The following is a 26,416-nucleotide window of genomic DNA, read 5'->3' as shown; positions in this document are numbered from 1 at the left end:
GGCGGACTCCACTCGAACAAAAGTCGATAAATGACAAAGGCTGAAACATTCATGATTGTTGACGCACATCGACAAGACCCTATGCAAAGGGTGACGTGCGAATTGCTATCTGCAATTTTCCCCCGATCAGGATCCATTGAAACGATCGGGACCGCGGATCATAGCGTAAACTGAGAAAGAGATCTTCTGTTTCTCACAGATTCTTCCCGATTTATCCACAGGATGATCCAGAATCGGCTAAGTGTAAACGATCCTGGAGAAGTGCTGCAGGTTTTAGCGCGCATATTGAAAAAATTAATGAGTAAAGATGCTTTACTGCTTAAACGATCTAATAAAGATCCCGTGCGATCCTTGCGCTTTATCCACCAGCCCGTATAATTCTTACCCCCAGCGAGTAACGGTCGCCTTACGGCGTCAACGCTGCCTGTTTTTTACGCGAAACCGTGCGGAAAAAAGCGGGAAATAAGGAAAGAGAATTGACTCCGGAGTGTACAATTATTACAATCCGGCCTCTTTAATCACCCACACTGTGGCGTAAGTCGTTCGAAACTCGTTCGGGTATACGCAAAAGTCAGTGAATTTATTCAAGTTTAGGTAGAAATCGCCATGAAACGCACTTTTCAACCGTCTGTACTGAAGCGCAACCGTTCTCACGGCTTCCGTGCTCGTATGGCTAATAAAAATGGTCGTCAGGTTCTGGCACGTCGTCGTGCTAAAGGCCGTTCTCGTCTGACCGTTTCTAAGTAATAAAAGCTAGCCCCTGAGTGGTTAAGCTCGCATTTCCCAGGGAGTTACGTTTGTTAACTCCCACTCATTTCACATTCGTCTTCCAGCAGCCACAACGGGCTGGCACGCCGCAAATCACCATCCTCGGCCGCCTGAATTCGCTGGGGCATCCCCGTATCGGTCTTACAGTCGCCAAGAAAAATGTTAAACGTGCGCATGAACGCAATCGGATTAAACGTCTGACGCGTGAAAGCTTCCGTTTACGTCAGCACGAGCTTCCAGCAATGGATTTCGTGGTGGTGGCGAAAAAAGGGGTTGCTGACCTCGATAACCGTGCTCTCTCGGAAGCGTTGGAAAAATTATGGCGTCGCCATTGTCGCCTGGCTCGCGGGTCCTGATAGCCCTCATTCGGGTCTATCAACGCCTGATCAGTCCGCTGCTTGGGCCGCATTGCCGTTTCACTCCAACCTGTTCGAGCTACGGAATTGAGGCATTGCGCAGGTTTGGAGTGATAAAAGGCAGTTGGTTGACGGTGAAACGCGTATTAAAATGCCACCCTTTACACCCTGGTGGTGACGATCCCGTCCCGCCCGGACCATTTGATACCAGAGAACACTAACGATGGATTCGCAACGCAATCTTTTAGTCATCGCTTTGCTGTTCGTGTCTTTCATGATCTGGCAAGCCTGGGAGCAGGATAAAAACCCGCAACCTCAGGCCCAACAGACCACGCAGACAACGACCACCGCAGCGGGTAGCGCCGCAGACCAGGGCGTACCGGCCAGTGGCCAGGGGAAACTGATTACGGTTAAAACTGACGTGCTTGATCTGACCATCAACACCCGTGGTGGTGATGTGGAACAGGCTTCACTGCCAGCTTACCCGAAAGAACTCGGTTCTACCGAACCGTTCCAGTTACTGGAAACCACGCCACAGTTCATCTACCAGGCACAGAGTGGCCTGACAGGTCGTGACGGCCCGGATAACCCGGCTAACGGCCCGCGTCCGCTGTACAACGTCGAAAAAGACGCGTTTGTACTGGCTGACGGTCAGAACGAACTGCAGATCCCGATGACCTATACTGACGCAGCGGGTAACACATTCACTAAAACGTTTGTCCTCAAGCGTGGTGAATATGCTGTCAACGTTAACTACAGCGTGCAGAACGCCGGCGAAAAACCGCTGGAAGTCTCCACCTTTGGTCAGCTGAAGCAATCCATCAATCTGCCATCTCATCGCGACACCGGGAGCAGCAACTTTGCGCTGCACACTTTCCGTGGCGCGGCGTACTCCACGCCGGATGAGAAGTATGAGAAATACAAATTCGACACCATTGCTGAAAACGAAAACCTGAACGTCAACGCTAAAGACGGCTGGGTCGCAATGTTGCAACAGTATTTCGCAACGGCATGGGTTCCGCGTAACGACGGTACCAACAATTTCTACACCGCTAATCTGGGTAACGGCATTGCCGCTATCGGCTATAAATCACAGCCGGTACTGGTTCAGCCTGGCCAGACTGGCGCGATGACCAGCACCCTGTGGGTCGGCCCGGAAATTCAGGATAAAATGGCGGCCGTTGCACCGCACCTGGATCTGACCGTGGATTACGGCTGGCTGTGGTTCATCTCTCAGCCGCTGTTTAAACTGCTGAAGTGGATCCATAGCTTCCTGGGTAACTGGGGCTTCTCCATCATCGTTATCACCTTTATCGTTCGTGGCATCATGTACCCGCTGACCAAAGCGCAGTACACCTCCATGGCGAAGATGCGTATGCTGCAGCCTAAGATTCAGGCTATGCGTGAGCGTCTGGGCGATGACAAACAGCGTCAGAGCCAGGAAATGATGGCCCTGTACAAAGCTGAGAAGGTTAACCCGCTGGGCGGCTGCTTCCCGCTGATCATCCAGATGCCAATCTTCCTGGCGTTGTACTACATGCTGATGGGCTCCATTGAACTGCGTCATGCGCCGTTCGCGCTGTGGATCCATGACCTGTCCGCACAGGACCCGTACTACATCCTGCCGATCCTGATGGGCGTGACGATGTTCTTCATTCAGAAGATGTCTCCGACCACCGTGACCGACCCGATGCAGCAGAAGATCATGACCTTTATGCCGGTCATCTTCACCGTGTTCTTCCTGTGGTTCCCGTCAGGTCTGGTGCTGTACTATATCGTCAGCAACCTGGTAACCATTATTCAGCAACAGCTGATTTACCGTGGTCTGGAGAAGCGTGGGCTGCATAGCCGCGAGAAGAAAAACTCCTGATTCGGTGTAGGCCGGATTAGGCGAAGCCGCCATCCGGCAAACGGAACATAAAGTAAAGGGCGGTCATTTTAGACCGCCTTTTTTATTGTATTAAGAAGAGACAAACCATGAGCCATAACGACACCATCGTCGCTCAGGCCACCCCTCCGGGACGTGGTGGCGTGGGTATCCTGCGTATCTCCGGCCTGAAGGCACGTGAAGTCGCAGAAACCGTACTGGGGAAACTGCCAAAACCGCGTTATGCCGACTATCTGCCGTTTAAAGACGCGGATGGCAGCGCGCTGGATCAGGGGATTGCCCTGTGGTTCCCCGGCCCGAACTCCTTTACTGGCGAAGACGTTTTAGAGCTTCAGGGCCACGGCGGTCCGGTGATTCTTGATCTGCTGCTCAAACGTATTCTGACTATTCCCGGGCTGCGCATTGCCAGACCAGGTGAATTCTCCGAGCGCGCATTTATCAATGATAAGCTCGATTTAGCCCAGGCAGAGGCGATTGCCGACCTGATCGATGCCAGCTCAGAGCAAGCGGCTCGCTCGGCGCTAAACTCGTTGCAGGGCGCATTTTCCGCACGGGTAAATCATCTTGTGGAAGCGCTCACTCACCTGCGCATCTATGTGGAAGCGGCGATCGACTTTCCGGATGAAGAAATCGACTTCCTGTCTGACGGCAAGATTGAAGCGCAGCTCAACAGCGTTATCAGCGATCTTGATGCCGTTCGTGCCGAAGCGCGTCAGGGCAGCCTGCTGCGCGAAGGGATGAAGGTGGTGATTGCCGGGCGTCCTAACGCCGGGAAATCAAGCCTGTTAAACGCCCTGGCTGGCCGTGAGGCAGCCATTGTCACCGACATCGCCGGGACAACCCGCGATGTGCTGCGTGAGCATATTCATATCGACGGGATGCCGCTGCATATCATCGACACAGCCGGTCTGCGTGATGCCAGCGATGAAGTTGAACGCATTGGTATCGAACGTGCCTGGCAGGAAATCGAACAGGCCGACCGAGTACTGTTTATGGTTGATGGCACCACCACCGACGCCGTAGACCCGGCTGACATCTGGCCAGACTTTATTGCCCGTCTGCCAGCTAAACTTCCGATTACCGTAGTGCGTAACAAAGCGGATATTACCGGTGAGACGCTGGGCCTTAGCGAAGTAAATGGCCACTCACTGGTTCGCCTCTCCGCGCGTACCGGGGAAGGCGTTGACGTGCTGCGTAATCATCTTAAGCAGAGCATGGGCTTTGAAACCAATATGGAAGGCGGCTTTCTGGCGCGTCGTCGTCACCTGCAGGCGCTGGCAGAAGCGGCGGAACATCTTGAGCAAGGCAAAGCCCAACTGCTCGGAGCATGGGCCGGAGAGCTGCTGGCAGAGGAGCTACGTCTGGCGCAGCAGAACCTCAGTGAGATCACCGGGGAATTTACCTCCGACGATCTGCTTGGACGGATTTTCTCCAGTTTCTGTATTGGTAAGTAACGTTGTGTTGCCCGGTGGCGCGATGCTTGCCGGGCCTACGCCGCCATCCGGCAACAATAATTTCCCATAGGGAAATCACTGTTGTCCAAATGGCAACTCGTGCAGTTGACTCTATGACCGTATGCTTAGCGCCACATTCCTCATGAGGTCGCTATGACACGCTTTCTAATCTGCAGTTTCGCCCTGGTGTTACTTTATCCCGCCGGTATTGATATGTATCTGGTAGGGCTGCCCCGTATTGCTGCCGATTTACAGGCCAGCGAGGCGCAACTGCATATCGCGTTTTCGGTTTATCTGGCGGGAATGGCGACGGCGATGCTGTTCGCGGGAAAAATTGCCGATCGGTCAGGACGCAAACCCGTCGCTATTGTCGGCGCCCTCATCTTTATTTTCGCCTCTGCGCTGTGTTCATTCGCCGAAAGCGGTACGCCGTTTCTTATTGGCCGCTTTATTCAGGGCACAGGCGCAGGTTGCTGCTATGTGGTGGCCTTCGCTATTCTGCGCGATACGCTCGACGATCGCCGCCGGGCGAAGGTACTGTCGCTGTTGAACGGAATTACCTGTATTGTGCCGGTGCTGGCTCCAGTGATGGGGCATCTGATCATGCTCAAATACCCGTGGCAGAGCCTGTTCTACACGATGATCGGGATGGGGGTGGTCGTTTGCCTGCTGTCGGTGTTTGTCCTGCGAGAATCGCGTCCAGCGGCGCTCTCGACCTCAACACAGAGCGATCATCGCGCAGAGTCGCTGGTAAACCGTTTTTTCTTAAGCCGCCTGGCTATTACCACCCTCAGCGTGTCGGTGATCCTGACCTTCGTGAATACCTCCCCGGTGCTGTTGATGGAAGTGATGGGCTTCGACCGCGGCGAGTACGCCACCACCATGGCCATGACCGCAGGCATCAGCATGGCGGTCTCTTTCTCCACACCATTCGCTCTGAGCGTGTTTAAGCCTCGCGTTCTGATGTTGACTTCGCAGGTGCTGTTTCTGTGTGCAGGTGTGGTGTTAACCCTTGCCGCCTCACACGCAGTAACGCTGTTTGGGCTGACTTTAATCTGCGCGGGGTTCTCGGTTGGTTTTGGTGTCGCCATGAGCCAGGCACTGGGTCCGTTCTCGCTGCGCGCGGGCGTTGCCAGCTCGGCGTTAGGTATTGCGCAGGTTTGCGGTTCCTCGCTGTGGATTTGGCTGGCGGCGGTGCTCGGTCTTGATGCGTTGAATATGCTGATCGGGATTCTGATTGGCTGTAGCATAGTGAGTATCATGCTGATTATCACTGTTGCACCTAACCGGTCCGCGCCAACTCATGAAGAAATCCCTCAGCAGTCTCGATCTTAATTTATTACTCTGCCTGCAGCTGTTGATGCAGGAGCGCAGCGTCACCAAAACCGCCAAACGGATGAACGTCACGCCGTCGGCGGTGAGTAAATCGTTGTCGAAGTTAAGGGCCTGGTTTGACGATCCGCTGTTTGTAAACACCCCGCTGGGGCTAACGCCAACGCCGCTGATGGTCAGCATGGAACAGAACCTGGCAGAGTGGATGCAGATGAGCAACCAGTTGCTGGATAAGCCACATCATGAAGCGCCGCGCGGGTTGAAGTTTGATCTGGTGGCCGAAACGCCGCTGGTGATGATCATGTTCAACGCGCTTTCCAGGCAGATTTATCAGCGTTATCCTCAGGCGACGATCAAAATTCGCAACTGGGACTATGATTCGCTGGATGCGATTATTCGCGGCGAAGTGGATATCGGCTTTACCGGGCGTGAAAGCCATCCACGCTCGCGTGAACTGTTAAGTTTATTGCCGCTGTCGATCGACCATGAAGTGCTGTTTTCCGATCTGCCCTGCGTCTGGCTACGTGAAGATCATCCCGCACTGCAGGAAGAGTGGAATCTGGACACTTTTCTGCGCTATCCGCACATCAGCATTAGCTGGGAGCAAAGCGATACCTGGGCGTTGGATGAAGTCCTGCAAGAGATGGGGCGCGTGCGCAATATCGCGTTATGTCTGCCCGGTTTTGAGCAATCGCTGTTCATGGCCGCCCAGCCGGAACACGCGCTGATAGCCACAGCTCCGGTTTATTGCCAGCGTTATAACCAACTCCACCAGCTTCCGCTGGTGGCGCGACCAATGCCTTTTGATGCCGCGCAGTTGGAAAAAATGCGCGTACCCTTCACCCTTCTTTGGCATAAACGTAACAGTCATAATCCTAAGATCGTCTGGTTGAAAGACACGATCAAGGCGCTTTATCGCGATATGTCCTGACGATCCGCCGCCACTTTGTTGCTGAATCGACTATTCTGGCAACAGAAATGTAAATATCGCGTAATGTATTCCATTTCAGCTTACTTTTTGGGCAGCAAAGCCTGCCTGGAAGGCGCGTAAATGTTACTCTGGTAATTATCACGGACCATTACTCACGGAGCGACAAATGGCGACACATTTTGCCAGAGGGATTCTTACGGAGGGACACCTGGTTTCAGCTCGCCTCCCTTCTCCATGTCATATCGAAGCAAGAGATCTACCCGTTCATCGCCGAACACGTTTCCTGGCTTCCCGAAGTCTTCTCGCCGAACTGATGTTTATGCTTTACGGCACCAGCACGCTGCCCGAGATTGTTACTCAGGCCAAAGGAAAACCCGTTTTTCGCGATACGAACCTGCCGGGGTTTTCGATTTCTTATGCCGGGAATATCGTCGGCGTTGCGCTAACGACGGAAGGAACGTGCGGCCTGGATTTGGAGCTTCAGCGGGCTACCCGCGGCTTTCACAATCCGAATTCAGCGGAAACCTGGCGCTTCTCCAGCAACGAAAATCTGTGGATCAACAATCAAAACGACCCCAACGAAGCACGCGCGCAGCTCATTACGTTGCGCCAGAGCGTACTCAAACTCACCGGCGATGTGTGCAATGACGACCCGCGCGAACTCCAGCTTTTACCCGGTGCAGGACGTCTGAAATGTGCCCACGTTGCGCAGGTTGAAGCCATTTGCGATGCGGAAGATGTGCTGGTGTGGTCGGTTGCGGTTACGCCAACCATTGAAAAACTCAAGGTTTGGGAGTTTGATGGTAAACAGGACTGGAAAAGTTTGCCGGATATCCAGACTCGCGCCAATGAGCCTACGGGTCGTCTGATTCGATTCTCTCAATTATGCGCAGCGAAGAGCTATACGCTTAGCTGATTTAACCTTCATGATGAAACAGGAGTTACCATGTCTGAAACATTGAATGTTGTTACGTTACTGGGAAGTCTGCGCAAAGGTTCGTTTAATGGAATGGTTGCCCGTACGCTGCCTAAGATTGCTCCAGCGGGCATGGAAGTGAACGCGTTACCATCGATTGGTGATATCCCACTGTACGATGCCGATCTCCAGCAGGAAGAAGGTTTTCCGGCAAGCGTAGAAGCGCTGGCAGAGCAAATCAGGAAGGCTGACGGTGTTGTCATCGTGACGCCGGAATATAACTATTCAGTACCCGGCGGACTGAAGAACGCTATCGACTGGCTGTCTCGTCTGCCGGATCAGCCGTTATCGGGCAAACCAGTGCTGATTCAGACCAGCTCCATGGGCGCCATTGGCGGCGCGCGCTGCCAGTACCATCTGCGTCAGATCCTGGTGTTCCTTGACGCCATGGTTATGAACAAGCCTGAATTTATGGGCGGCGTCATTCAGAACAAAGTTGACCCGCAGACGGGCGAAGTGATCGACCAAAGTACGCTGGACCATCTGACCGGTCAGCTGACCGCATTTGGCGACTACATTCAGCGTGTAAAAGCGTAAAAGAAAATTTGCTTCGTACTCTTAAATAATCCAGTAAGTGTCTATGCTTCTGGATTATTTTCTTATTTCCGTAAACCAATCCAATAACTCACTTTTGTCTATTTTTTCTCCTTCACTATTGTGGCATAGTGTTACCAGACATTGCAGTTGCAATTATACCAATAAATATTTCTAATATTTTCCCGACATTTTGTCTACCGTGAACAATGGATATGCCATGGACAGGACATTTTCACATCTCAGGACCGCTTTATGTAGCAGTACACAATTGGAGAAATCCATGTATGCTTGCCTACAATCGATACCAGATTCAATAGTTTGTGACGGTATTTTCTTTAACTACTACCGTAGTGATATTCGTTGCATCCAGTTTTTAGCATTGGCGACGCATAAAACGGCACGATTGAAAAGGGATGTCATCCCCATTCCTGAAAACATTGCCCGACAGTTCAATCACTCAGATAATTTTTCTACTCAGGTTATCGACAATCTGAGCCAATGCCCGTTGACTGAATATGTGGTTAGTACCTGCTTTCGTAATATCAAATCGCTTATCCTGATGCGCATGCATTTGGATGGTTTACGACTTGGTGCAATGGGTATATTTAGCCACCATGCAAATGCCTTTACACCTCAACATGCTGAATTATTTGAATCTGTGAGAGGGGAGCTCTCATTACTGGCTTTTATTGCCTTGTCACGACAAAATCTTTTAGTGAATAATACTCCAGTTCCACTATCAGAACTTCCTGTCCCAGAAGAGAATGAAAAATTTATCATCAGTCAAACCAATTCCCATCTGTATCAGTTATATAGGTCGCTGGATAAATTAGCAAATAGTGAGCAACCTATTTTACTACTGGGCGAGGAAGGTGTAGGAAAAACAACACTAGCCTCAGAACTTCAACAACGAAAAACCAACCGTAGTGGTTATTATGGATTGATAACACCTCAAGGCCAGTTGGTTATTATGAGAAGTGGGGTTGTAGATAGAACAATAAACATAGACTTGAATAAAACACCTAATATGGCTATGTTTTTGATATTACATCAAGGTTCTTTACTAATAAAAGAAATAAAGTCATTTCCCGAGCGCTGGCAAACTTTTCTACTCGGACTCCATGCAAGCTATCGCGAGTATTGCCAGTTGCAGATTATTGCTACGCAAACACAACCATTTTCAATGGTACAAAACTCCGGTATATACGATATATCTAAAGGCCATCTGACAAATCAATGGTATGCTAACATTCTCTGCCAGATAATCACCTTACCGCCCCTACGGTATCGCCATGATGACATCCCTCTGTTGTTAACACATTATTTAAGGAAATTATCAGGTCAACATAAATACCATACTCTACCAGTGTTAGGGGATGATGCTCTACGATTATTATTGCAATATAACTGGCCGGGCAACATCACAGAATTAATTGGATTATTAGAGAATGCGTTCTTCCGTTGCCCAGCTAATGAATTGAATATTATTATCCCCCGAGAGAGGAATACTTTGTCAATCAGCACGCTTGATGAGGCTATACGCCAGCACATTCAAAAGGCATTAAAACAGACAGGGGGAAGAATATCAGGTAAAGATGGGGCCGCAGAACTACTCGGTGTCAACAGTAACACCCTCTACAGCAAAATAAAAAAGCTGGGCATAGTTGTTAAAGATTAATCCCCTTCCCCTGGTATGGGAAAGGGGAGAATTTTCATTACTACAGTTTTTTGGAACGATGGAAACCGTCAATCATACCTTTAATTAGTGATCCTGGCTTATCTCCTGTACTGCATAAATAAAGATGCACGATGATAAAGGCTATCATAACCACAGCCAGACCATAATGGAGCCAGGCCACAACCTGCTTACCCGGCAACGAAAATAGCGTTTCGGGAGTAAGATCAGAATACATCATGAATAATCCGGTCACTATCAACGACGGCAACAGCAAAAACATCACGCCAATATAGCCAAGTTGTTGGAGGATATTGAATTTAGCCTCTGGCGATGCTTGCTCTGGATGGGATTCGCCACGAAAAATACCGTATAGATAATAACGTGTCTGCCGGGTAAACCGCCCCATAAAACCTTGCCAGCTTACTCGATAATGATGCCCGTTACCGCATATCGCCACCAGGATGAAGCCCAGCCAAATAATACATAACGATACACCAGCAATATTATGCACATCGACCCAAAGTGAGAATTGCGCACTTACCCAGTGTAGTGCAAAACCACTAACGATCAGTGCAGTAAAGCAGAGCGCATTCAGCCAGTGCCAGCAACGGACAGGAAGCGTATAAAGATAATGTTTATCCATCGACATATCGATAGCGCGGTGAGACAAGATGATTCGTCCCAAACCATGGCAGATTAACAAAGCGACAAGGCCGCCCAATCCCCAGGCCACCAGACTATCCGCCTGCCCACTGCCATTATTACCAATCATGTAGGTATTGGTAAACAAAGCACCATCAACCTGGCGAACGACCGGTGGTAACGTTGATACCGTCGCGAGTTTTTCCCTCAGCACACTTTCATCAAAGAGCCCTTTCCCTAAAAGACTTCCAGCCAGTGCATTTTCATCCGGCGCGAACGTTTTCAGTCGGCTCGTCAGCAACGCGCTATCTCCATGACACTGTTCACAACTGACAGCTTGCGAGGCAGGCAGAATTCGATGCAGGGTGGTATCGGCTATATCAGCATGACAATCAATGCAGCGTAAACTGTTGAGATGCTCAGAAGCATAAGGGAGCGCCGAGTGCGCCAGATTCTGAGTAGTTGAGGTTTTTCCCCCTGACAACTGCGTAAAGACCCCCGCCCGCGAATGACAGTTCGTACACATTAAATTGTCGTCAGCAACCCGTTGTTTACCCGGATGATTTAGTTCTCCAGCAGTCATGGTGTGTGCGTTATGGCACGAGGTACAGGTGAACTCGCCATTGGCAATCTTTTCACTATGCACACTCTGCTGTACGGCATGTACCGTATCGCGCATGACTACGCCATGACAGCTTTCACAACTCTTCTCTGCTCCTGCTTTTAAAACATGAGGGGTAACTGAAAATCCCTCGCTTCCGGGTTTACTCTGATGACAAGCGATACATGGCACCTCGCCATGCACGCTATCGTGATACTTATCTGGTGAAACGAATAAATTATCCTGCACTTTATCCGTCGATATGCCCTGGATATCTCCGTCTGCGTGACATGCCAGACAAGGTTGATTGAGTTGTTGTGTCGGAATTGGCGCAGAAAATCCCGACAGCGGCATCCCCCCTGACAGTAGAAAAAAGAAGCCTCTTATTAAGAATCCGCGCATGATTTCCCTCATGGCTTCATATCCGGATATTTAAATAGATGGCAATTATTACAATAAATTACCGAGGGTTTATGCTCGTTATGACAAGCAGTACAAGGAACATCTTTTCCGTAATGCATTGAGTCATGCGGGTTAGGCTCAGCATTTTTATCTTGTGGATTAGGTTGCGTTAATTCGGCAACCTGATCGCGTGAACCGTGACAACTAAGGCACGACTTATCATTGGGTGCCGCAACTGGCGTACTGGCGCCATGGCATAACTGACATGATGTATCTCGTCCGGTTGCCTCCAGCGAATGGTGATAAGGCTTAACGGTCATTGTGTTCAGTTGCTGATGAAAAGCAGCCTCATCATCCGCCGCACCTGTAACCTGGGAAAAACCACCAATAAGCAGCAACAGGGCTATCCATAACTTTGCCATGTTAAATTCCCTCAACATCAAATACATCACCCACTGCGCTCGAAGAAGCAACGCTGGCGCCTGCAATCCGACCAAAAACCAGACAATCAGCCACAGCACAACTACCAAGACGACTTCCACCATGTGAACCTGCAGTTGCTTCTCCGGCAGCATACAGACCTGGGATCGGCTTACTATCAGCAGCGTTAAGTACCTCTGTCCGCATATTTATCTGTACTCCACCCATGACGTAGTGCACTTTTGGCCACACACGTACGGCGACAAATGGTCCTTTATCCAGTGGAACTGCACGACTCACATCTTTCTTCATGCGATCGCCCCCCTTACGGGCTACGGCGGCATTGTAGGTATCTACTTCTTCTGTCAGCACGTCGTAAGGTATACCGAAATGCGCAGCCAACAGATCCAGTGAGTCAAATTGCCAGGCCACGCCATAGTGCAGGGCATGCCCCAGGCTTTGTGCCTGTTTTGCGCCTTCCAGGGTGGTAAAACAGATGGGATAAAGTGGATCTCCCTTTTCATCGACTTGTGCCAAAATCCCTTCTTCACGCTCTTTACGATCGGCAAGTTCGTTTGTGAAGCGATGGCCAGTACGTGGGTTAACCATGATTCCATTAGGAAAACCGGAGATAGTATTGAACTGCGATACGTAACCAAATCCGCGTTCGTCTGGTGAAGACCAGGGGCCTAGCTGAATAAGGTCAAGTTGTACTGGTGTTGCGCCAATACGTAGCATTTGCACCAGACATTCCGACGTCGCACCAGGATGGTTTGTGGAGTCGACACGCTCATCCAGCATGGGGTTTTGCATTTTACGAAAACGTAAATCGTTAGAAAAACCGCCAGAACACATCACCACGCCGTATCGTGCGCCGTAGTGCCTTATCTGACCCGTCTGTTCATCAGGGAAACGATACCCATCACGAACAGTCAGACCAACCACTCGCCCTTCGCCGTTTAGTCGGAAAGATTCCAGCTTGCATCGTGAACGAAAAATAACCCCCATTTTTGCAGCAGACTCTTTCAGGGGCCGGGTGATACCGGCCCCTGAGCTCTCAACAGTTTGCAGCGTACGGGGAACCGAGTGACCGCCAAAATGCTGGACAAACGGTTTATATTTCACGCCATGTTGCAGGGTAAACTCATAGGCCGCCATGGTATTACTGACCAAAATTTTCAGTTGATCTTTATCATTAAGCCCCCGCCCGGCTTTAAGCATGTCTTTAAACATCAGCTCAGGAGAGTCAACTATCCCCTCTTTTTCCTGCAACGGAGAACCCGCAACCGCAACGGCACCACCGTTAATCGCAGAGTTACCGCCAAAAACCGGCATTTTATCGATCACCAGTACACTGCGGCCTGCCTGGGCCGCTTCGAGCGCAGCAGCTAACCCAGCAAAACCACTTCCCACCACAATCACATCGTAAATTTTATGGTAACGAACCGCCGTTGCCTGACAGCTGCTCAGCTGTGCTCGCGCACTCCCCGCCAGCGCCGTCAGCGCACCTCCCGTCGCCAGAATGGTGCTTTTCGTTAAAAAGGCCCGCCGCGATGCATTAACGGTTTTTTTCATTTTCGTCATTTGCTCCCTGCTTGCGTATTAACCAGGGTCCCGGCAGGAAACGATGCGACTAATGCAGAGGAATCTGCAATGTTGTCGCTGAAAATCCGATCCTGCGAAACAAACGGTACTTTTTCCCGATAAGCGGCAAAAAGTTTGCCTGTCATCTCTCCCAACTTCAGGTCAGGATTTTTTTGTTTTCTTAGATCGATAGCCTGGCTGGCATGCAACAATTCCAGACCATAAATGCTACGCATATCATCAGCGATCTGATTCAAGCGTTTGGACGCCCGGAGATTATTGGTATAGGTATCTTCAATCGTGCCCGCCATCGGTTGGCCATCAAGGGATACCGGATTAACCAGGTCGCGAATATCAGCCAGTAGCGCAACCTGTGGCTTCTGAATTGCCCCAAAAGCATGTCCTTGTTGATTGGTGTCAGAAGCAAGGAAGCGACTCAATCCAGTGAAATGCTCGTCAGATAAATGCAAAGTGCGCTGTACGCTGTTATGCGCCAAATGCCCCATCGCTAAAGACAGATTCTGAATTGCCAGCGCCAGAGGCAGAGGTTCAAAATTAGAGGTTGGGAAAATCGCGCCGCTGAGGGTTTCGCCATTGGCCTCTTTTTCGCTCACGAAGTACTGCTCAACCTGGCTATTTTCCGCCAACGAACGATCGGCATTTACGATCACCGCCGGATTGTCATCAGAGCTGTTCATCTGAATTTCCAGCATTTGCCAGGCTTCATTCCACTCGCGACGTGCTTCATTAAGAACAAATACTGTCGTACGGAAAGAGAGCGGATCTTGTAAAGGTCGTCCATCCTGATGCTGCCAAAGATAAGAACCGGTTAGTACATTACGAATACTTCCGGCAGTATCCTGAATTCCAGGGAAAGGCCGCACACTTAAGCTTTGGTACAAGAATGGGGCAACATTGCCATTAAGCGCCTCCAGAGATAAACCATAGACCACAGGTGTAACGTTTATGATCTGGCGGGATTCCAGTAAGGCCTGAGCGGAGTAGGCTGTTGATATCGCATTTGAAGAGAGAATTGAGAGAGCATCTTTACCAAGCGGTTCCAGCTTTTCAATGCCCGCCTGTTTCAGGGCTTTCGCTGAATCCATCTCGACGCCTTTCACACGAACACGCCACTCACCAATCATTACGTCGCCAATATGTGATGCAAGCGTTATATCAGCTTCACCAACGGAACCGCGCGAGGGCACGACAGGAGTAATATGCTTATTGAGGAACTGCTGATACAGTTTGGCTACCTGCGGTTGGGCTCCTGTATTTCCCGTCAACATCGTATTAAGGCGGATCACCATCGCCAGACGAACCAATTCATCCGGCATATCGGGCCCAACACCTGCTGCGTGTGCATGCAGAGCGTTGATATTAAATTCACGTGAGGCCTGAATAACTTCCGGCGTCAATTTTCCATGCGCATCGAACAATGATTTATCTTTGTTGAGACCGACACCTACCGTCAGCCCGTAAACAGGAACCCCTTTACCGGCAGCAATCATCAAAAGTTTGTTCGCTTTATCGACGCGATCCATTGCAGTTGAAGCGATGTCGACTTGTTTTTCTCCTTGAGCGATGGCCCAGGCATCATCCAGTGTCAATGAATGACCATCCAGCGTTACGCTGGTAGCCGAATACGCGAATAACGGAAAAAACAGGGAGACGCAGAACGTCGCAATGACAGTCTTCTTCATTTCTAAACTCCTTTTAATAGAGATAAGAAACAGTAACGAAAAAAGCCTGTGCGAAAGTTGAAATAGCCCCTGCATTTATTAAGGCTATTTTTGATATTTCAAAAAAATCAAAATGAAAACATTTCAATTTATTAACAGATAATTCACCAGATGAAGCAACAGTTCACGGCTAGCAAATCACAATGAAGGACGGTGAATAAATCACTTAAGACTTTTGATTGAAGAGAGATAATTTGCAGGTCTGACAGGAGATGAGTGATAAAAAATTATGCTTCAGCCTTAAATCATAAGACTGAAGCATGTGTACATTAATGCGCGTCGATAAACACAATCTTCAGCACAAACAGCAGCGCGACAACAATGACGCACGGGCTGAGATCGCGGAAACGTCCGGTACCGATTTTCATCACACAGTAGGAAATAAAGCCCAGCGCGATACCTTCGGTAATCGAGAAGCTAAACGGCATCATCACGGCGGTAATAAACGCCGGAACCGCTTCTGTCAGGTCATCCCACTTCACGCGCGACAGGCTTGATGTCATCAGCACACCAACATAAATCAGCGCACCTGCGGCAGCATAGCCCGGCACCATTCCCGCCAGCGGCGACAGGAAGATAACCAGCAGGAACAGCAAGCCAACAACTACCGCTGTCAGGCCAGTACGTCCACCGACAGAAACCCCGGAAGAAGACTCAATATACGCGGTAACGGAAGACGTCCCGATAAACGCGCCGGTAACAGACGACACGCTATCCACATACAACGCCTGCTTCATGCGCGGGAACTTGCCCTTCGCATCCGCCAGACCAGCTTTATCCGTGACGCCAATCAACGTACCGGAGGAGTCGAACAGGTTGACCAGCATGAACGAGAAAATTACACCCGCCAGGCCAATGTTAAACGAACCAGCCAGATCAACATGTCCGATAACAGACATTACGCTCGGCGGCGCTGAGACGATTCCGTTGTAATGAACATCGCCCAGCATCCAGCCCAGCAGCGTGGTCACAATGATGGAGATCAGCACCGCCGCATGAATATTACGTGACGCCAGAATCGCGATGATAAAGAAGCCCAGAATGCCGAGCAGTACGCTGTGGGAGGTCAGGTTGCCGATGGACACCAGGGTGTCTTTGTTCGCCACGATAACGCCGGCGTTTTTCAGCCCCATCATGCCGATGAACAGACCAATACCGCTGGTGATCCCCACGCGCAGGCTAACCGGGATATTGGCTATCATCCAGTAACGTACGCGGAAAATGGTCAGCAGCAGCAGACCTACCGCACCCCAGAAGATAGCCCCCATACCGATCTGCCATGACAGGCCCATGGCGCCAACGACCACGAAAGCAAAGAATGCGTTCAGGCCCATAGCTGGCGCAAGTGCGACCGGCAGGTTGGCAAATAGCCCCATCAGGATGCTACCAAATGCAGCAATAAGGCAGGTGGTAACAAAGACGGCGCTGGTATCCATGCCAGCCACGCCAAGAATTTGCGGGTTAACAAAAACGATATAAACCATCGTCAGGAAGGTGGTTAAACCGGCGATCACTTCGGTCCGTGCCGTCGTGCCATGTTCGCGCAGTTTGAACACGCGTTCCAGCATCCCCTGGCCAGAAGCCTGGGTTGTGTGTTGTTGACTCATTATCAATTTCCGAACAAGGAGGGAAAATTCGTCGCTATCCTATACCAAAATGCGACAATAGGGTTGGGTTATGAGCAACTTTTTTCATTGATTTTGCTTATACGGCAACGATTGCGTTGCCTAATAATGCATTACGAAAACGTTAAACTTGTTAAAACGGAAATGACATGTCCCAGATAGAAGCCGTATTTTTTGACTGTGACGGTACCCTTGTCGACAGTGAAGTGATTTGTTCTCGCGCGTATGTCAGCATGTTCCAGGCGTTCGGCATTACGCTCGATCTTGAAGAAACGTTCAAACGCTTCAAAGGGGTAAAGCTGTACGAGATCATCGACATTATCAACGAAGAGCACGGTGTCGAACTGGCAAAAGCCGATTTAGAACCGGTCTACCGCGCTGAGGTCGCACGTCTGTTCGATACGGAACTGGAGGTGATCGCTGGCGCTAATGCGCTACTGGACAGTATGACGGTGCCCATGTGCGTAGTGTCCAACGGTCCGGTCAGCAAAATGCAGCATTCGCTGGGTAAACTGGGCATGTTGCACCATTTCCCTGATTTACTATTCAGCGGATACGATATTCAGCGCTGGAAGCCCGATCCGGCCCTGATGTTCCATGCGGCGAAAGCGATGGACGTTAACGTTGAGAACTGCATTCTGGTCGATGATTCCAGTGCCGGCGCGCAGGCGGGGATTGCTGCGGGAATGGAAGTGTTCTATTTCTGCGCCGATCCGCACAACAAACCGATCGATCATCCAAAAGTCACGACGTTTACCGATCTGGCACAGTTGCCGGAATTGTGGAAGGCGCGGGGTTGGGATATTACCCGGTAATTTTTTGTAGGCCCGGTAAACTTGCGCCACCGGGCAATTGCCGGATGGCGCTGACGCTTATCCGGCCTACTTTCTGCGTTTTTATCACTCTTTCGGATCTTTGCCCGCCAGCAGCTTATCCAGCTCATCGCCGCCCACATGACGGAAGTCCTGTCCCTTCACGAAGTAGAAGATGTATTCGCAGATATTCTGGCAGCGGTCACCGATACGCTCGATGGAACGGGCGCAGAACAGCGCGGTCAGCACGCTTGGAATGGTACGTGGATCTTCCATCATGTAGGTCATCAGCTGACGCACGATGCCTTCATATTCCTGGTCGACTTTCTTATCTTCGCGATAAATACGTACCGCTTCGTCGAGATCCATACGCGCAAACGCATCCAGCACGTCATGCAGCATTTGTACGGTGTGGCGGCCCAGTGACTCCAGGCTTACCAGCAGCGGTTGATGCTGTTGCGAGAATTTCTCCAGCGCGGTGCGGCAGATTTTGTCCGCCACGTCGCCAATACGTTCCAGCTCAGCAATGGTTTTGATTATTGCCATCACCAGACGCAGATCGCTGGCGGTCGGCTGACGCTTGGCGATGATACGTACGCAGGCTTCGTCGATCGCCACTTCCATCATGTTGACGTTCTTATCGCCTTCAATGACGCGCTTCGCCAGCTCACTGTCCTGGTTATGCATGGCGGTAATCGCATCAGAAAGCTGTTGCTCGACCATGCCGCCCATGGTCATCACCTGGGTACGGATGCTTTCCAGCTCTGCATTGAACTGGCCGGAAATATGTTTGTTAAGGTTTAAATTGTCCATCATTTCTCCAGATGCCCGGGCATATCAACCGTAGCGGCCAGTAATGTAATCTTCAGTTTGTTTCTTCGCGGGCTTGGTGAACAGATCGTCCGTATTACTGAACTCAATCAACTCGCCCAGGTACATAAACGCCGTGTGATCGGAACAACGCGCAGCCTGCTGCATGTTGTGGGTTACGATAACGACGGTGTAATCTTGTTTCAGCTCTGTGATCAGCTCTTCAATGCGCCCGGTAGAAATAGGGTCGAGCGCTGAACATGGCTCATCCAGCAGAAGCACTTCCGGACGAATGGCGATACCGCGCGCAATACACAGACGCTGCTGCTGACCACCGGAGAGAGAGTACCCGCTCTGGTGTAATTTATCTTTGGTTTCGTTCCACAGTGCGGCCTTGGTCAACGCCCACTGCACACGTTCGTCCATATCGGCACGCGAGAGTTTCTCAAACAGACGCACCCCAAAAGCGATGTTATCGTAGATGGACATCGGGAACGGCGTCGGCTTCTGGAATACCATGCCCACTTTGGCACGCAGCAGAGCGATATCCTGAGTGTTAGTGAGAATATTGTCGCCATCCAGCAGGATTTCGCCTTCCGCACGCTGTTCCGGGTACAGTTCAAACATTTTGTTGAATGTACGCAGCAGCGTCGATTTACCACAGCCTGACGGCCCGATAAACGCCGTTACCTGGTTTTTAGCAATATCCAGGTTGATGTTCTTCAGGGCATGGAATTTGCCATAGTAGAAGTTCAAATCACGAACCTGAATCTTAACCGGGGCAGTATCAACCATACTCATTTCAATCTCTTCCTCATCCGGCGCCGCATCAGCCACGCCGTAAAAATTAGCCGTGTTTCTTCTTCGCGAAAATGACGCGCGCCAGAATGTTCAGCAGCAGTACGCACAGGGTAATAATCAGCACCCCGGCCCAGGCCAGTTGCTGCCACTCAGCAAACGGGCTCATCGCAAACTTAAAGATAGTGACCGGCAGGTTAGCGATAGGCTGCATCATGTCGGTGCTCCAGAACTGGTTGGAGAGCGACGTAAACAGCAGCGGAGCCGTTTCACCTGCGATACGTGCAATAGCCAGCAGAACCCCTGTAATAATGCCCGAGACAGACGCCTTCAGGGTGATCGCAGAAATCATCTTCCACTTCGGCGTACCCAGTGCATAGGCAGCTTCACGCAGGCTATCCGGCACCAGCTTGAGCATGTTCTCCGTGGTACGAATAACAATGGGCACCTGCAGCAGCGCCAGCGCGATAACGCCCGCCCAGCCGGAGAAGTGCTCCATTTTTGCTACCACGATGGTGTAAACAAACAGGCCAACTACGATTGATGGCGCAGACAACAGGATGTCGTTGATAAAGCGGATGACCTCAGCCAGCCAGGACTTACGTCCATACTCTGCCAGGTAGATGCCCGCCATAATACCAAGCGGTGTACCAAACACGGTCGCCCACAGAATTAACAGCCCGCTACCGGCCAGGGCGTTCGCCAGACCACCGCCCGCCGTATTCGGCGGAGGCGTCATTTCGGTGAACAACGCCAGCGACATACCGTCAATACCGCGGGTGATCGTGGACATCAGGATCCAGATCAGCCAGAACAGACCGAACGCCATGGTCGCCATAGAGAGCGTCAGCGCGATGCGGTTCTTCAGGCGACGACGCGCCTGCATTTTACGGCGGGATTCCGCTAGTGCAGCGGTGTTTTGCATTTCAAGCGTAGCCATTAGCGTGCCCCCTCGTTCTTCGCAAGGCGCATGATCATGAACTTAGACGCCGCCAGTACGATGAAGGTGATCACAAACAGAATCAGACCCAGTTCCATCAACGCGGCAACGTGCAGCCCTGATTCCGCTTCGGCAAATTCATTCGCCAGCGCAGAGGTAATACTGTTGCCAGGCATGTACAGCGAGGCACTGTCGAGCTGGTAGGTGTTACCGATGATAAAGGTCACCGCCATGGTTTCACCCAGCGCGCGACCCAGACCAAGCATCACACCGCCAATCACACCGTTTTTGGTGAACGGCAGGACGATGCGCCAGATAACTTCCCAGGTAGTACAACCGATGCCGTAGGCTGACTCTTTCATCAGGACCGGCGTTTGTTCGAACACATCGCGCATAACCGCCGCAATGTACGGGATGATCATGATAGCGAGGATCACGCCAGCAGCCAGAATACCAATACCAAACGCCGGACCAGCAAACAGCGCGCCAACAAACGGAATGTTGGAAAGGATGTTCCCGACCGGTTCCTGGAAATAAGTCGCAAACAGCGGAGCAAAAATAAACAGGCCCCACATGCCGTACACGATACTTGGAATTGCCGCCAGCAGCTCAATAGCGATACCCAGCGGGCGACGCAGCCAGCCAGGTGCAAGTTCAGTCAGGAATAAAGCAATGCCGAAACTCACCGGAACGGCGATCAGCAGCGCGATAAGCGAGGTGACCAGCGTACCGTAAATCGGTACTAATGCACCGTAGATGTCGTTTGGCGCATCCCATTCTTTAGTCCACAGAAAGGAGAAGCCAAATTTCTGAATGCTTGGCCAGGAGGAGATAACCAGAGAGACAATAATGCCACCCAACATCAATAGCACAATCAGCGCAGCCAGTTTTACCAGCGCGCTGAATATCATGTCACCCTTTTTACCCGGTGGGTTAAAAGCAGGCTTGGTTGCAGCCATAAATCACTCTTTAAGTTTGGGCCAGGAAGCACGCATTTTATCGTGCTTCCCGGCTAACGTAATGCCATACCCTAAATAATTCGAATTGCAGCAAGGCGGCAAGCTTGTGGATCCCCAGGAGCATAGATTCACTATGTGACTGGAGTGAACAAGCACAGCCAACACAGCTGCGGCTCGAAGTATGACGGGTATTTAGTACAGCGCTTTACCGCTGCTGTCTTTCACGTTGGTCTTCCATGCAGCACGAATCTGCTCAACCACGCTGTCCGGCAAGCTGGCGTAATCCAGGTCATTAGCCTGTTTGCCGCCATTTTTGTACGCCCAGTCGAAGAACTTCAGCACTTCAGCGCCCTGCTCAGGTTTCTTCTGCTCTTTATGCACCAGGATGAAGGTGGTGGAAGTGATAGGCCACGCATCGTCACCTTTCTGGTTAGTCAGATCCTGAGCGAAGGTTTTGCTCCAGTCAGCGCCTTTTGCGGCATTAGCGAAGCTCTCTTCGGTCGGGCTTACCGGTTTACCATCAGCAGAGACCAGCTTGGTGTACGCCAGGTTGTTCTGCTTAGCGTAAGCGTACTCAACGTAGCCGATAGAGCCCGGCAGACGCTGGACGAACGCGGCGATACCGTCGTTACCTTTACCGCCCAGACCGGTCGGCCAGTTAACGGTAGAGCCGGAACCAATTTTAGATTTCCACTCTTCGTTCACTTTTGCCAGATAGCTGGTGAAGACAAAGGACGTACCGGAACCGTCAGCACGACGCACAACGGCGATATTCTGCGAAGGCAGCTTCAGACCCGGGTTCAGTTTGGTGATGGCTTCATCATCCCACTTCTTAATTTTACCGAGGTAGATGTCGCCGAGCGTTTTACCGTCCAGCACCAGCTCGCCGGATTTCAGGCCAGGGATGTTGACTGCCAGTACCACACCACCGATAACGGTCGGGAACTGGAACAGGCCTTCTTGATTGAGTTTTTCGTCAGACAGCGGCGCATCTGAAGCACCGAAATCAACGGTATTCGCAGTGATTTGTTTTACACCACCGGAGGAGCCGATACCCTGGTAGTTTACTTTGCTACCGGTCTCTTTCTGATAGGTATCTGCCCATTTGGCATACACTGGCGCAGGGAAGGTTGCACCTGCACCTGTCAGGCTCGCTGCTGCAAACGCAGAGAACGCGCTCATGGATAAGGTCGCGGCGACAACAGTTGCGACAGTGGTACGCATAACTTTCATAATGTCTCCTGCACGGTTTTCGTAAATCGTTGTTTGAGTTGCTACTGTGAGCAAAATAGGACAAACAGGTGACAGTTAAATGTACGAAATATGACAGTTTTATGACAACGAAAAATACGTGAAGTTTCTCAGATAAAAATGCATTTAAAACAAAATGTTAGTCATTACCATGACAATAACATTTCGCTAAAATTTTCTTTTTATGACACTGCAAACAGTAGCTGAAGATGACGGTTTGTCACATAAAACAGGCGGGATAATTGATTAAAAACAGAACAAGCGAAAAAATAATGCCCCGCTTGTAGCAGGGCATTTTCAGTTCAGTTAAGTACGGATTACTCTACGGTAACCGACTTCGCCAGGTTACGCGGCTGGTCCACGTCGGTGCCTTTAATCAGCGCCACATGATACGCCAGCAGCTGCAGCGGAACGGTGTAGAAGATTGGTGCAATTACCTCTTCCACATGCGGCATCTCAATGATGTGCATGTTTTCACTGCTGGTAAAGCCAGCATCCTGGTCAGCAAAGACGTACAGCTGGCCGCCACGGGCGCGAACTTCTTCAATGTTGGATTTCAGTTTTTCCAGCAGTTCGTTGTTCGGTGCCACGACGATAACCGGCATATCAGCGTCAATCAGCGCCAGTGGACCGTGCTTCAGTTCACCTGCGGCATACGCTTCAGCGTGAATATAAGAAATCTCTTTCAGCTTCAGCGCGCCTTCCAGCGCAATTGGGTACTGATCGCCACGACCAAGGAACAGCGCATGGTGTTTGTCAGAGAAACCTTCAGCCAGAGCGGCAATGCGTTTGTCCTGAGACAGCATCTGCTCAATACGACTCGGCAGCGCCTGCAGTCCGTGAACGATTTCCTGCTCAATAGACGCATCCAGGCCTTTCAGACGAGACAGTTTCGCCACCAGCATCAGCAGAACGGTCAGTTGCGTGGTAAAGGCTTTCGTGGAGGCCACACCGATTTCGGTACCGGCATTGGTCATCATCGCCAGATCGGATTCACGCACCAGAGAAGATCCCGGGACGTTACAGATAGCCAGCGAGCCCAGATAGCCCAACTCTTTAGATAAGCGCAGACCCGCCAGGGTATCCGCCGTTTCACCAGACTGGGAAAGGGTGATCATCAGGCTGTTACGACGCACGGCAGATTTGCGATAGCGGAACTCAGAAGCGATTTCGACATCACAAGGAATACCCGCCAGCGATTCAAACCAGTAGCGCGATACCATACCTGAGTTGTACGACGTACCGCAGGCGATAATCTGGATATGCTCAACCTGCGACAGCAGCTTGTTGGCATGCGAACCCAGCTCGCTTAAATCCACTTCACCGTGGCTAATGCGCCCGGTCAGCGTATTTTTAATTGCGTTCGGCTGTTCGTAGATCTCTTTCTGCATGTAGTGGCGATAAATACCTTTTTCGCCCGCATCGTATTGCAGATTAGATTCGATATCCTGACGTTTCACTTCCGCGCCAGACTTGTCGAAAATGGTAACCGAACGACGGGTCACTTCCGCAATGTCACCCTCTTCCAGGAAGATAAAGCGACGGGTTACCGGCAGCAGCGCCAACTGATCGGAAGCGATAAAGTTCTCACCCATACCCAGCCCAATCACCAGCGGGCTACCAGAACGAGCGGCCAGCAGGGTTTCCGGGTTACGGGTATCCATGATCACCGTGCCGTAGGCACCGCGCAGCTGCGGAATAGTACGCAGCACGGCTTCACGCAGCGTACCACCCTGTTCCAGTTCCCAGTGCACCAGGTGAGCAATCACTTCGGTGTCTGTTTCAGAAACAAAGGTGTAACCACGGGTTTTCAGCAGTTCACGCAGCGGTTCATGGTTTTCAATGATGCCGTTATGCACCACGACAATGTGTTCAGAAACATGAGGATGCGCGTTCGCTTCTGAAGGTTCGCCGTGTGTCGCCCAACGGGTATGAGCGATACCTGTCCCACCATGCAGCGGATGTTCTTCCGCAGCAGCAGTCAGCATCTGCACTTTACCCAGACGACGCAGACGGGTCATATTGCCTTCAGCATCGACAACGGCCAGACCAGCAGAGTCATAACCACGATATTCCAGACGACGTAAACCTTCGAGAAGGATTTCAGCTACATCACGCTGCGCGATAGCGCCAACAATTCCACACATATTTTTTGATTCCGAATTTAGGCATTGTGCCTGTCGTTGTCGCTGACCTGTATTTGCCCTTTCCGGGCGCCCCGAGCCTTGTAGAGAGTGGGGTTATTTTTTTAGGTACTGCTTGTTGAGCGGAGGATTATATTATCCCCTCATCTCTTGTCTGCCTGATGGCGCTCACGCTTATAAGGCCTACAGAACGTCACCGCACGTAGGCCGCCATCCGGCAAAATAAATTACTTCTTCTTCACCGGACGCTGCCAGCCCTGTTTATGGACCTGAGGTACACGGCTTAATACCAGTTCGTTATCGGCAACATTACGCGTTACGGTAGTTCCTGCGGCAATCGTCGCACCTTTACCCACGGTGACAGGCGCCACCAGCTGAGTATCAGAACCCACAAACACATCATCACCAATAATGGTTTTAAACTTATTGGCACCATCGTAGTTGCAGGTGATCGTACCCGCGCCGATGTTCACGTTATCGCCAATTTCCGCATCGCCCAGATAGGTCAGGTGACCGGCTTTGGAGCCTTTACCCAGACGCGCTTTTTTCATTTCGACAAAGTTACCCACGTGCGCGCCTTCCTGCAGCTCAGCGCCCGGACGCAGACGCGCGAATGGGCCGATGGTGCAAGCGGCTTCCAGATGGGCATCTTCAACCACACTGTATGGGCTAAGCTCACAACCGTCACCAATAACGCTGTTTTTGATGATGCAGCCGGCGCCAATCTTGACGCGATCCCCAACGGTTACGTTACCTTCAATGATAACGTTAGTATCAATTTCAACATCGCGCCCGTGAATAAGCGTACCGCGAAGATCAAAACGTGCAGGATCGCGCAGCATCACGCCCGCTAACAGCAGTTTTTCTGCCTGCTCGGACTGATACACGCGCTCCAGACGAGAGAGCTGAAGACGGTTATTCACCCCTTCCGTTTCGCTAATACGTGCCGGATGTACCGCAGCAATTTCGCGCCCTTCCTGGTATGCCATCGCAATGATATCGGTGATGTAGTATTCACCCTGCACATTGTTATTAGTCAGTTTGGACAGCCAGCGTTTCATGTCTGCGCCATTGGCAATCAGAATACCGGTGTTGATTTCCTGGATTTGCCGCTGCTCGTCGGTTGCATCTTTATGCTCAACGATACCGGTGACGTTACCGTTTTCACGCGTAATACGCCCATAACCGGACGGGTCGTCCAGTTTTACCGTTAACAAGCCAATGCCACCCTGCGGTTTGGCTTCACGCAGGCGACGCAAGGTATCGGTAGAGATCAGCGGCACATCGCCATAGAGCATTAAAATGTCTTCGTCATCACCAAAGAATGGCGCTGCCTGCTGCATTGCATGGCCGGTGCCCAACTGCTCTGCCTGCAAAACCCAGTTTAGATTGCCATCTTTCAGCGTCTGCTTGAGCAAATCACCACCGTGCCCGTAGACCAGATGTACGTGAGTCGCACCTAATTCATTAGCAGCATCAATGACATGCTGAACCATCGGTTTTCCTGCGAGGGTATGCAGCACTTTAGGAAGATCGGAATACATACGCGTGCCTTTGCCTGCGGCAAGGATCACGACGCTCATAGCATTATTCAACATACACGTCCTGACTGTAATTTGAGAACGAATTTATACCGTTTCACATTGAAAATACTACATTTTTTTCAGCGTGAAATGGACCGAAGATAAAACGTTCAATCGGGGAAATTTCCCCTCTGATAACTGTCTATTTTCATCTATTTCGGCGTCTTTTGTCTCCCAAAAACC

Annotated in this window: 24 protein-coding genes; 12 read left to right on the top strand and 12 right to left on the bottom strand. The window is 51.0% G+C overall.

Going from position 1 to position 26,416, the window contains the following annotated elements; all coding sequences use genetic code 11:
* The first annotated feature begins 222 nt into the window (after nt 1-222).
* The 11 genes from WHR59_RS24545 to WHR59_RS23990 all read left to right on the top strand — a co-directional run bounded on the left by WHR59_RS24545 (nt 223) and on the right by WHR59_RS23990 (nt 9,920).
* Nucleotides 223-378: a hypothetical protein gene (locus WHR59_RS24545; protein ID WP_418657320.1), complete on the top strand. Its 156-nt coding sequence runs from the start codon at nt 223-225 to the stop codon at nt 376-378.
* A 228-nt stretch (nt 379-606) separates the two neighbouring features.
* Nucleotides 607-747, top strand: a complete 141-nt coding sequence (rpmH, locus tag WHR59_RS24035; protein WP_003023858.1) for a 50S ribosomal protein L34 — start codon at nt 607-609, stop codon at nt 745-747.
* Nucleotides 748-764: 17 nt separating this feature from the next.
* Nucleotides 765-1,124: a ribonuclease P protein component gene (gene rnpA, locus WHR59_RS24030; RefSeq protein WP_003844432.1), complete on the top strand. Its 360-nt coding sequence runs from the start codon at nt 765-767 to the stop codon at nt 1,122-1,124.
* Entirely contained in the window at nt 1,088-1,345 is a 258-nt protein-coding gene (yidD, locus tag WHR59_RS24025) for a membrane protein insertion efficiency factor YidD (RefSeq protein ID WP_003023846.1), read from the top strand. Before rnpA ends, yidD begins: the two co-directional genes overlap by 37 nt.
* Nucleotides 1,346-1,347: 2 nt before the next feature.
* Entirely contained in the window at nt 1,348-2,994 is a 1,647-nt protein-coding gene (yidC, locus tag WHR59_RS24020; RefSeq protein ID WP_003023844.1) for a membrane protein insertase YidC, read from the top strand.
* 107 nt (nt 2,995-3,101) lie between these two features.
* The gene (gene mnmE / locus WHR59_RS24015) at nt 3,102-4,466 is read left to right on the top strand and encodes a tRNA uridine-5-carboxymethylaminomethyl(34) synthesis GTPase MnmE (RefSeq protein ID WP_043018812.1); all 1,365 of its coding nucleotides are present in this window, start codon (nt 3,102-3,104) and stop codon (nt 4,464-4,466) included.
* A 153-nt stretch (nt 4,467-4,619) separates the two neighbouring features.
* Nucleotides 4,620-5,801 (top strand): MFS transporter, encoded by a 1,182-nt coding sequence (locus WHR59_RS24010; RefSeq protein ID WP_286524513.1) that lies wholly within the window; start codon nt 4,620-4,622, stop codon nt 5,799-5,801.
* Entirely contained in the window at nt 5,770-6,729 is a 960-nt protein-coding gene (gene yidZ / locus WHR59_RS24005; protein ID WP_338843498.1) for an HTH-type transcriptional regulator YidZ, read from the top strand. Before WHR59_RS24010 ends, yidZ begins: the two co-directional genes overlap by 32 nt.
* A gap of 166 nt (nt 6,730-6,895) precedes the next feature.
* Nucleotides 6,896-7,645 carry a 4'-phosphopantetheinyl transferase family protein gene (locus WHR59_RS24000; RefSeq protein ID WP_043018815.1) on the top strand — a complete coding sequence of 250 codons (750 nt, stop codon included), beginning with the start codon at nt 6,896-6,898 and terminating at the stop codon, nt 7,643-7,645.
* A gap of 30 nt (nt 7,646-7,675) precedes the next feature.
* The gene (locus WHR59_RS23995; protein WP_003827046.1) at nt 7,676-8,242 is read left to right on the top strand and encodes an NADPH-dependent FMN reductase; all 567 of its coding nucleotides are present in this window, start codon (nt 7,676-7,678) and stop codon (nt 8,240-8,242) included.
* A 217-nt stretch (nt 8,243-8,459) separates the two neighbouring features.
* The gene (locus tag WHR59_RS23990) at nt 8,460-9,920 is read left to right on the top strand and encodes a helix-turn-helix domain-containing protein (protein ID WP_233602715.1); all 1,461 of its coding nucleotides are present in this window, start codon (nt 8,460-8,462) and stop codon (nt 9,918-9,920) included.
* Nucleotides 9,921-9,960: 40 nt separating this feature from the next.
* On the opposite strand, the gene phsC is transcribed toward WHR59_RS23990, so the two are convergent.
* The 5 genes from phsC to adeP form a co-directional block, all read right to left on the bottom strand.
* Complete coding sequence (gene phsC / locus WHR59_RS23985) at nt 9,961-11,577, bottom strand: thiosulfate reductase cytochrome B subunit (RefSeq protein ID WP_233592457.1); 1,617 nt, start codon at nt 11,575-11,577, stop codon at nt 9,961-9,963.
* Nucleotides 11,574-11,987 (bottom strand): cytochrome c3 family protein, encoded by a 414-nt coding sequence (locus WHR59_RS23980; RefSeq protein ID WP_080625929.1) that lies wholly within the window; start codon nt 11,985-11,987, stop codon nt 11,574-11,576. Before WHR59_RS23980 ends, phsC begins: the two co-directional genes overlap by 4 nt.
* A gap of 1 nt (nt 11,988) precedes the next feature.
* Nucleotides 11,989-13,569 carry a flavocytochrome c gene (locus WHR59_RS23975; protein WP_231130600.1) on the bottom strand — a complete coding sequence of 527 codons (1,581 nt, stop codon included), beginning with the start codon at nt 13,567-13,569 and terminating at the stop codon, nt 11,989-11,991.
* On the bottom strand, nt 13,566-15,272 hold the full coding sequence (locus tag WHR59_RS23970; protein ID WP_075145448.1) for an HAL/PAL/TAL family ammonia-lyase: 1,707 nt from the start codon (nt 15,270-15,272) through the stop codon (nt 13,566-13,568). Before WHR59_RS23970 ends, WHR59_RS23975 begins: the two co-directional genes overlap by 4 nt.
* A 308-nt stretch (nt 15,273-15,580) precedes the next feature.
* Nucleotides 15,581-16,918, bottom strand: coding sequence for an adenine permease AdeP (adeP, locus tag WHR59_RS23965; RefSeq protein WP_003023830.1), 1,338 nt, complete (start codon nt 16,916-16,918; stop codon nt 15,581-15,583).
* Between the two features lie 167 nt (nt 16,919-17,085).
* Here adeP and yieH point away from each other — a divergent pair, with 167 nt between their 5' ends.
* Entirely contained in the window at nt 17,086-17,751 is a 666-nt protein-coding gene (gene yieH / locus WHR59_RS23960; protein WP_043018816.1) for a 6-phosphogluconate phosphatase, read from the top strand.
* An 84-nt stretch (nt 17,752-17,835) separates the two neighbouring features.
* Here yieH and phoU read toward each other — a convergent pair whose 3' ends face one another.
* The 7 genes from phoU to glmU form a co-directional block, all read right to left on the bottom strand.
* Nucleotides 17,836-18,561: a phosphate signaling complex protein PhoU gene (gene phoU, locus WHR59_RS23955; protein WP_003023824.1), complete on the bottom strand. Its 726-nt coding sequence runs from the start codon at nt 18,559-18,561 to the stop codon at nt 17,836-17,838.
* 24 nt (nt 18,562-18,585) lie between these two features.
* On the bottom strand, nt 18,586-19,359 hold the full coding sequence (gene pstB / locus WHR59_RS23950; RefSeq protein ID WP_338843497.1) for a phosphate ABC transporter ATP-binding protein PstB: 774 nt from the start codon (nt 19,357-19,359) through the stop codon (nt 18,586-18,588).
* A gap of 46 nt (nt 19,360-19,405) precedes the next feature.
* Nucleotides 19,406-20,296 (bottom strand): phosphate ABC transporter permease PstA, encoded by an 891-nt coding sequence (pstA, locus tag WHR59_RS23945; RefSeq protein ID WP_016155077.1) that lies wholly within the window; start codon nt 20,294-20,296, stop codon nt 19,406-19,408.
* Nucleotides 20,296-21,255 (bottom strand): phosphate ABC transporter permease PstC, encoded by a 960-nt coding sequence (gene pstC / locus WHR59_RS23940; protein WP_038635761.1) that lies wholly within the window; start codon nt 21,253-21,255, stop codon nt 20,296-20,298. Before pstC ends, pstA begins: the two co-directional genes overlap by 1 nt.
* Nucleotides 21,256-21,447: 192 nt before the next feature.
* Nucleotides 21,448-22,488 carry a phosphate ABC transporter substrate-binding protein PstS gene (gene pstS / locus WHR59_RS23935; RefSeq protein WP_043018817.1) on the bottom strand — a complete coding sequence of 347 codons (1,041 nt, stop codon included), beginning with the start codon at nt 22,486-22,488 and terminating at the stop codon, nt 21,448-21,450.
* A gap of 335 nt (nt 22,489-22,823) precedes the next feature.
* Complete coding sequence (glmS, locus tag WHR59_RS23930; RefSeq protein ID WP_338843496.1) at nt 22,824-24,653, bottom strand: glutamine--fructose-6-phosphate transaminase (isomerizing); 1,830 nt, start codon at nt 24,651-24,653, stop codon at nt 22,824-22,826.
* Nucleotides 24,654-24,877: 224 nt separating this feature from the next.
* On the bottom strand, nt 24,878-26,248 hold the full coding sequence (gene glmU / locus WHR59_RS23925) for a bifunctional UDP-N-acetylglucosamine diphosphorylase/glucosamine-1-phosphate N-acetyltransferase GlmU (RefSeq protein ID WP_043018819.1): 1,371 nt from the start codon (nt 26,246-26,248) through the stop codon (nt 24,878-24,880).
* Nucleotides 26,249-26,416: the final 168 nt, after the last annotated feature.

It is taken from the genome of Citrobacter europaeus (genome assembly GCF_037482245.1).
Classification (GTDB): domain Bacteria; phylum Pseudomonadota; class Gammaproteobacteria; order Enterobacterales; family Enterobacteriaceae; genus Citrobacter; species Citrobacter europaeus.
The sequence above is the reverse complement of the archived record's forward strand: the minus strand, read 5'-3'. Positions and strand labels throughout refer to the sequence as shown.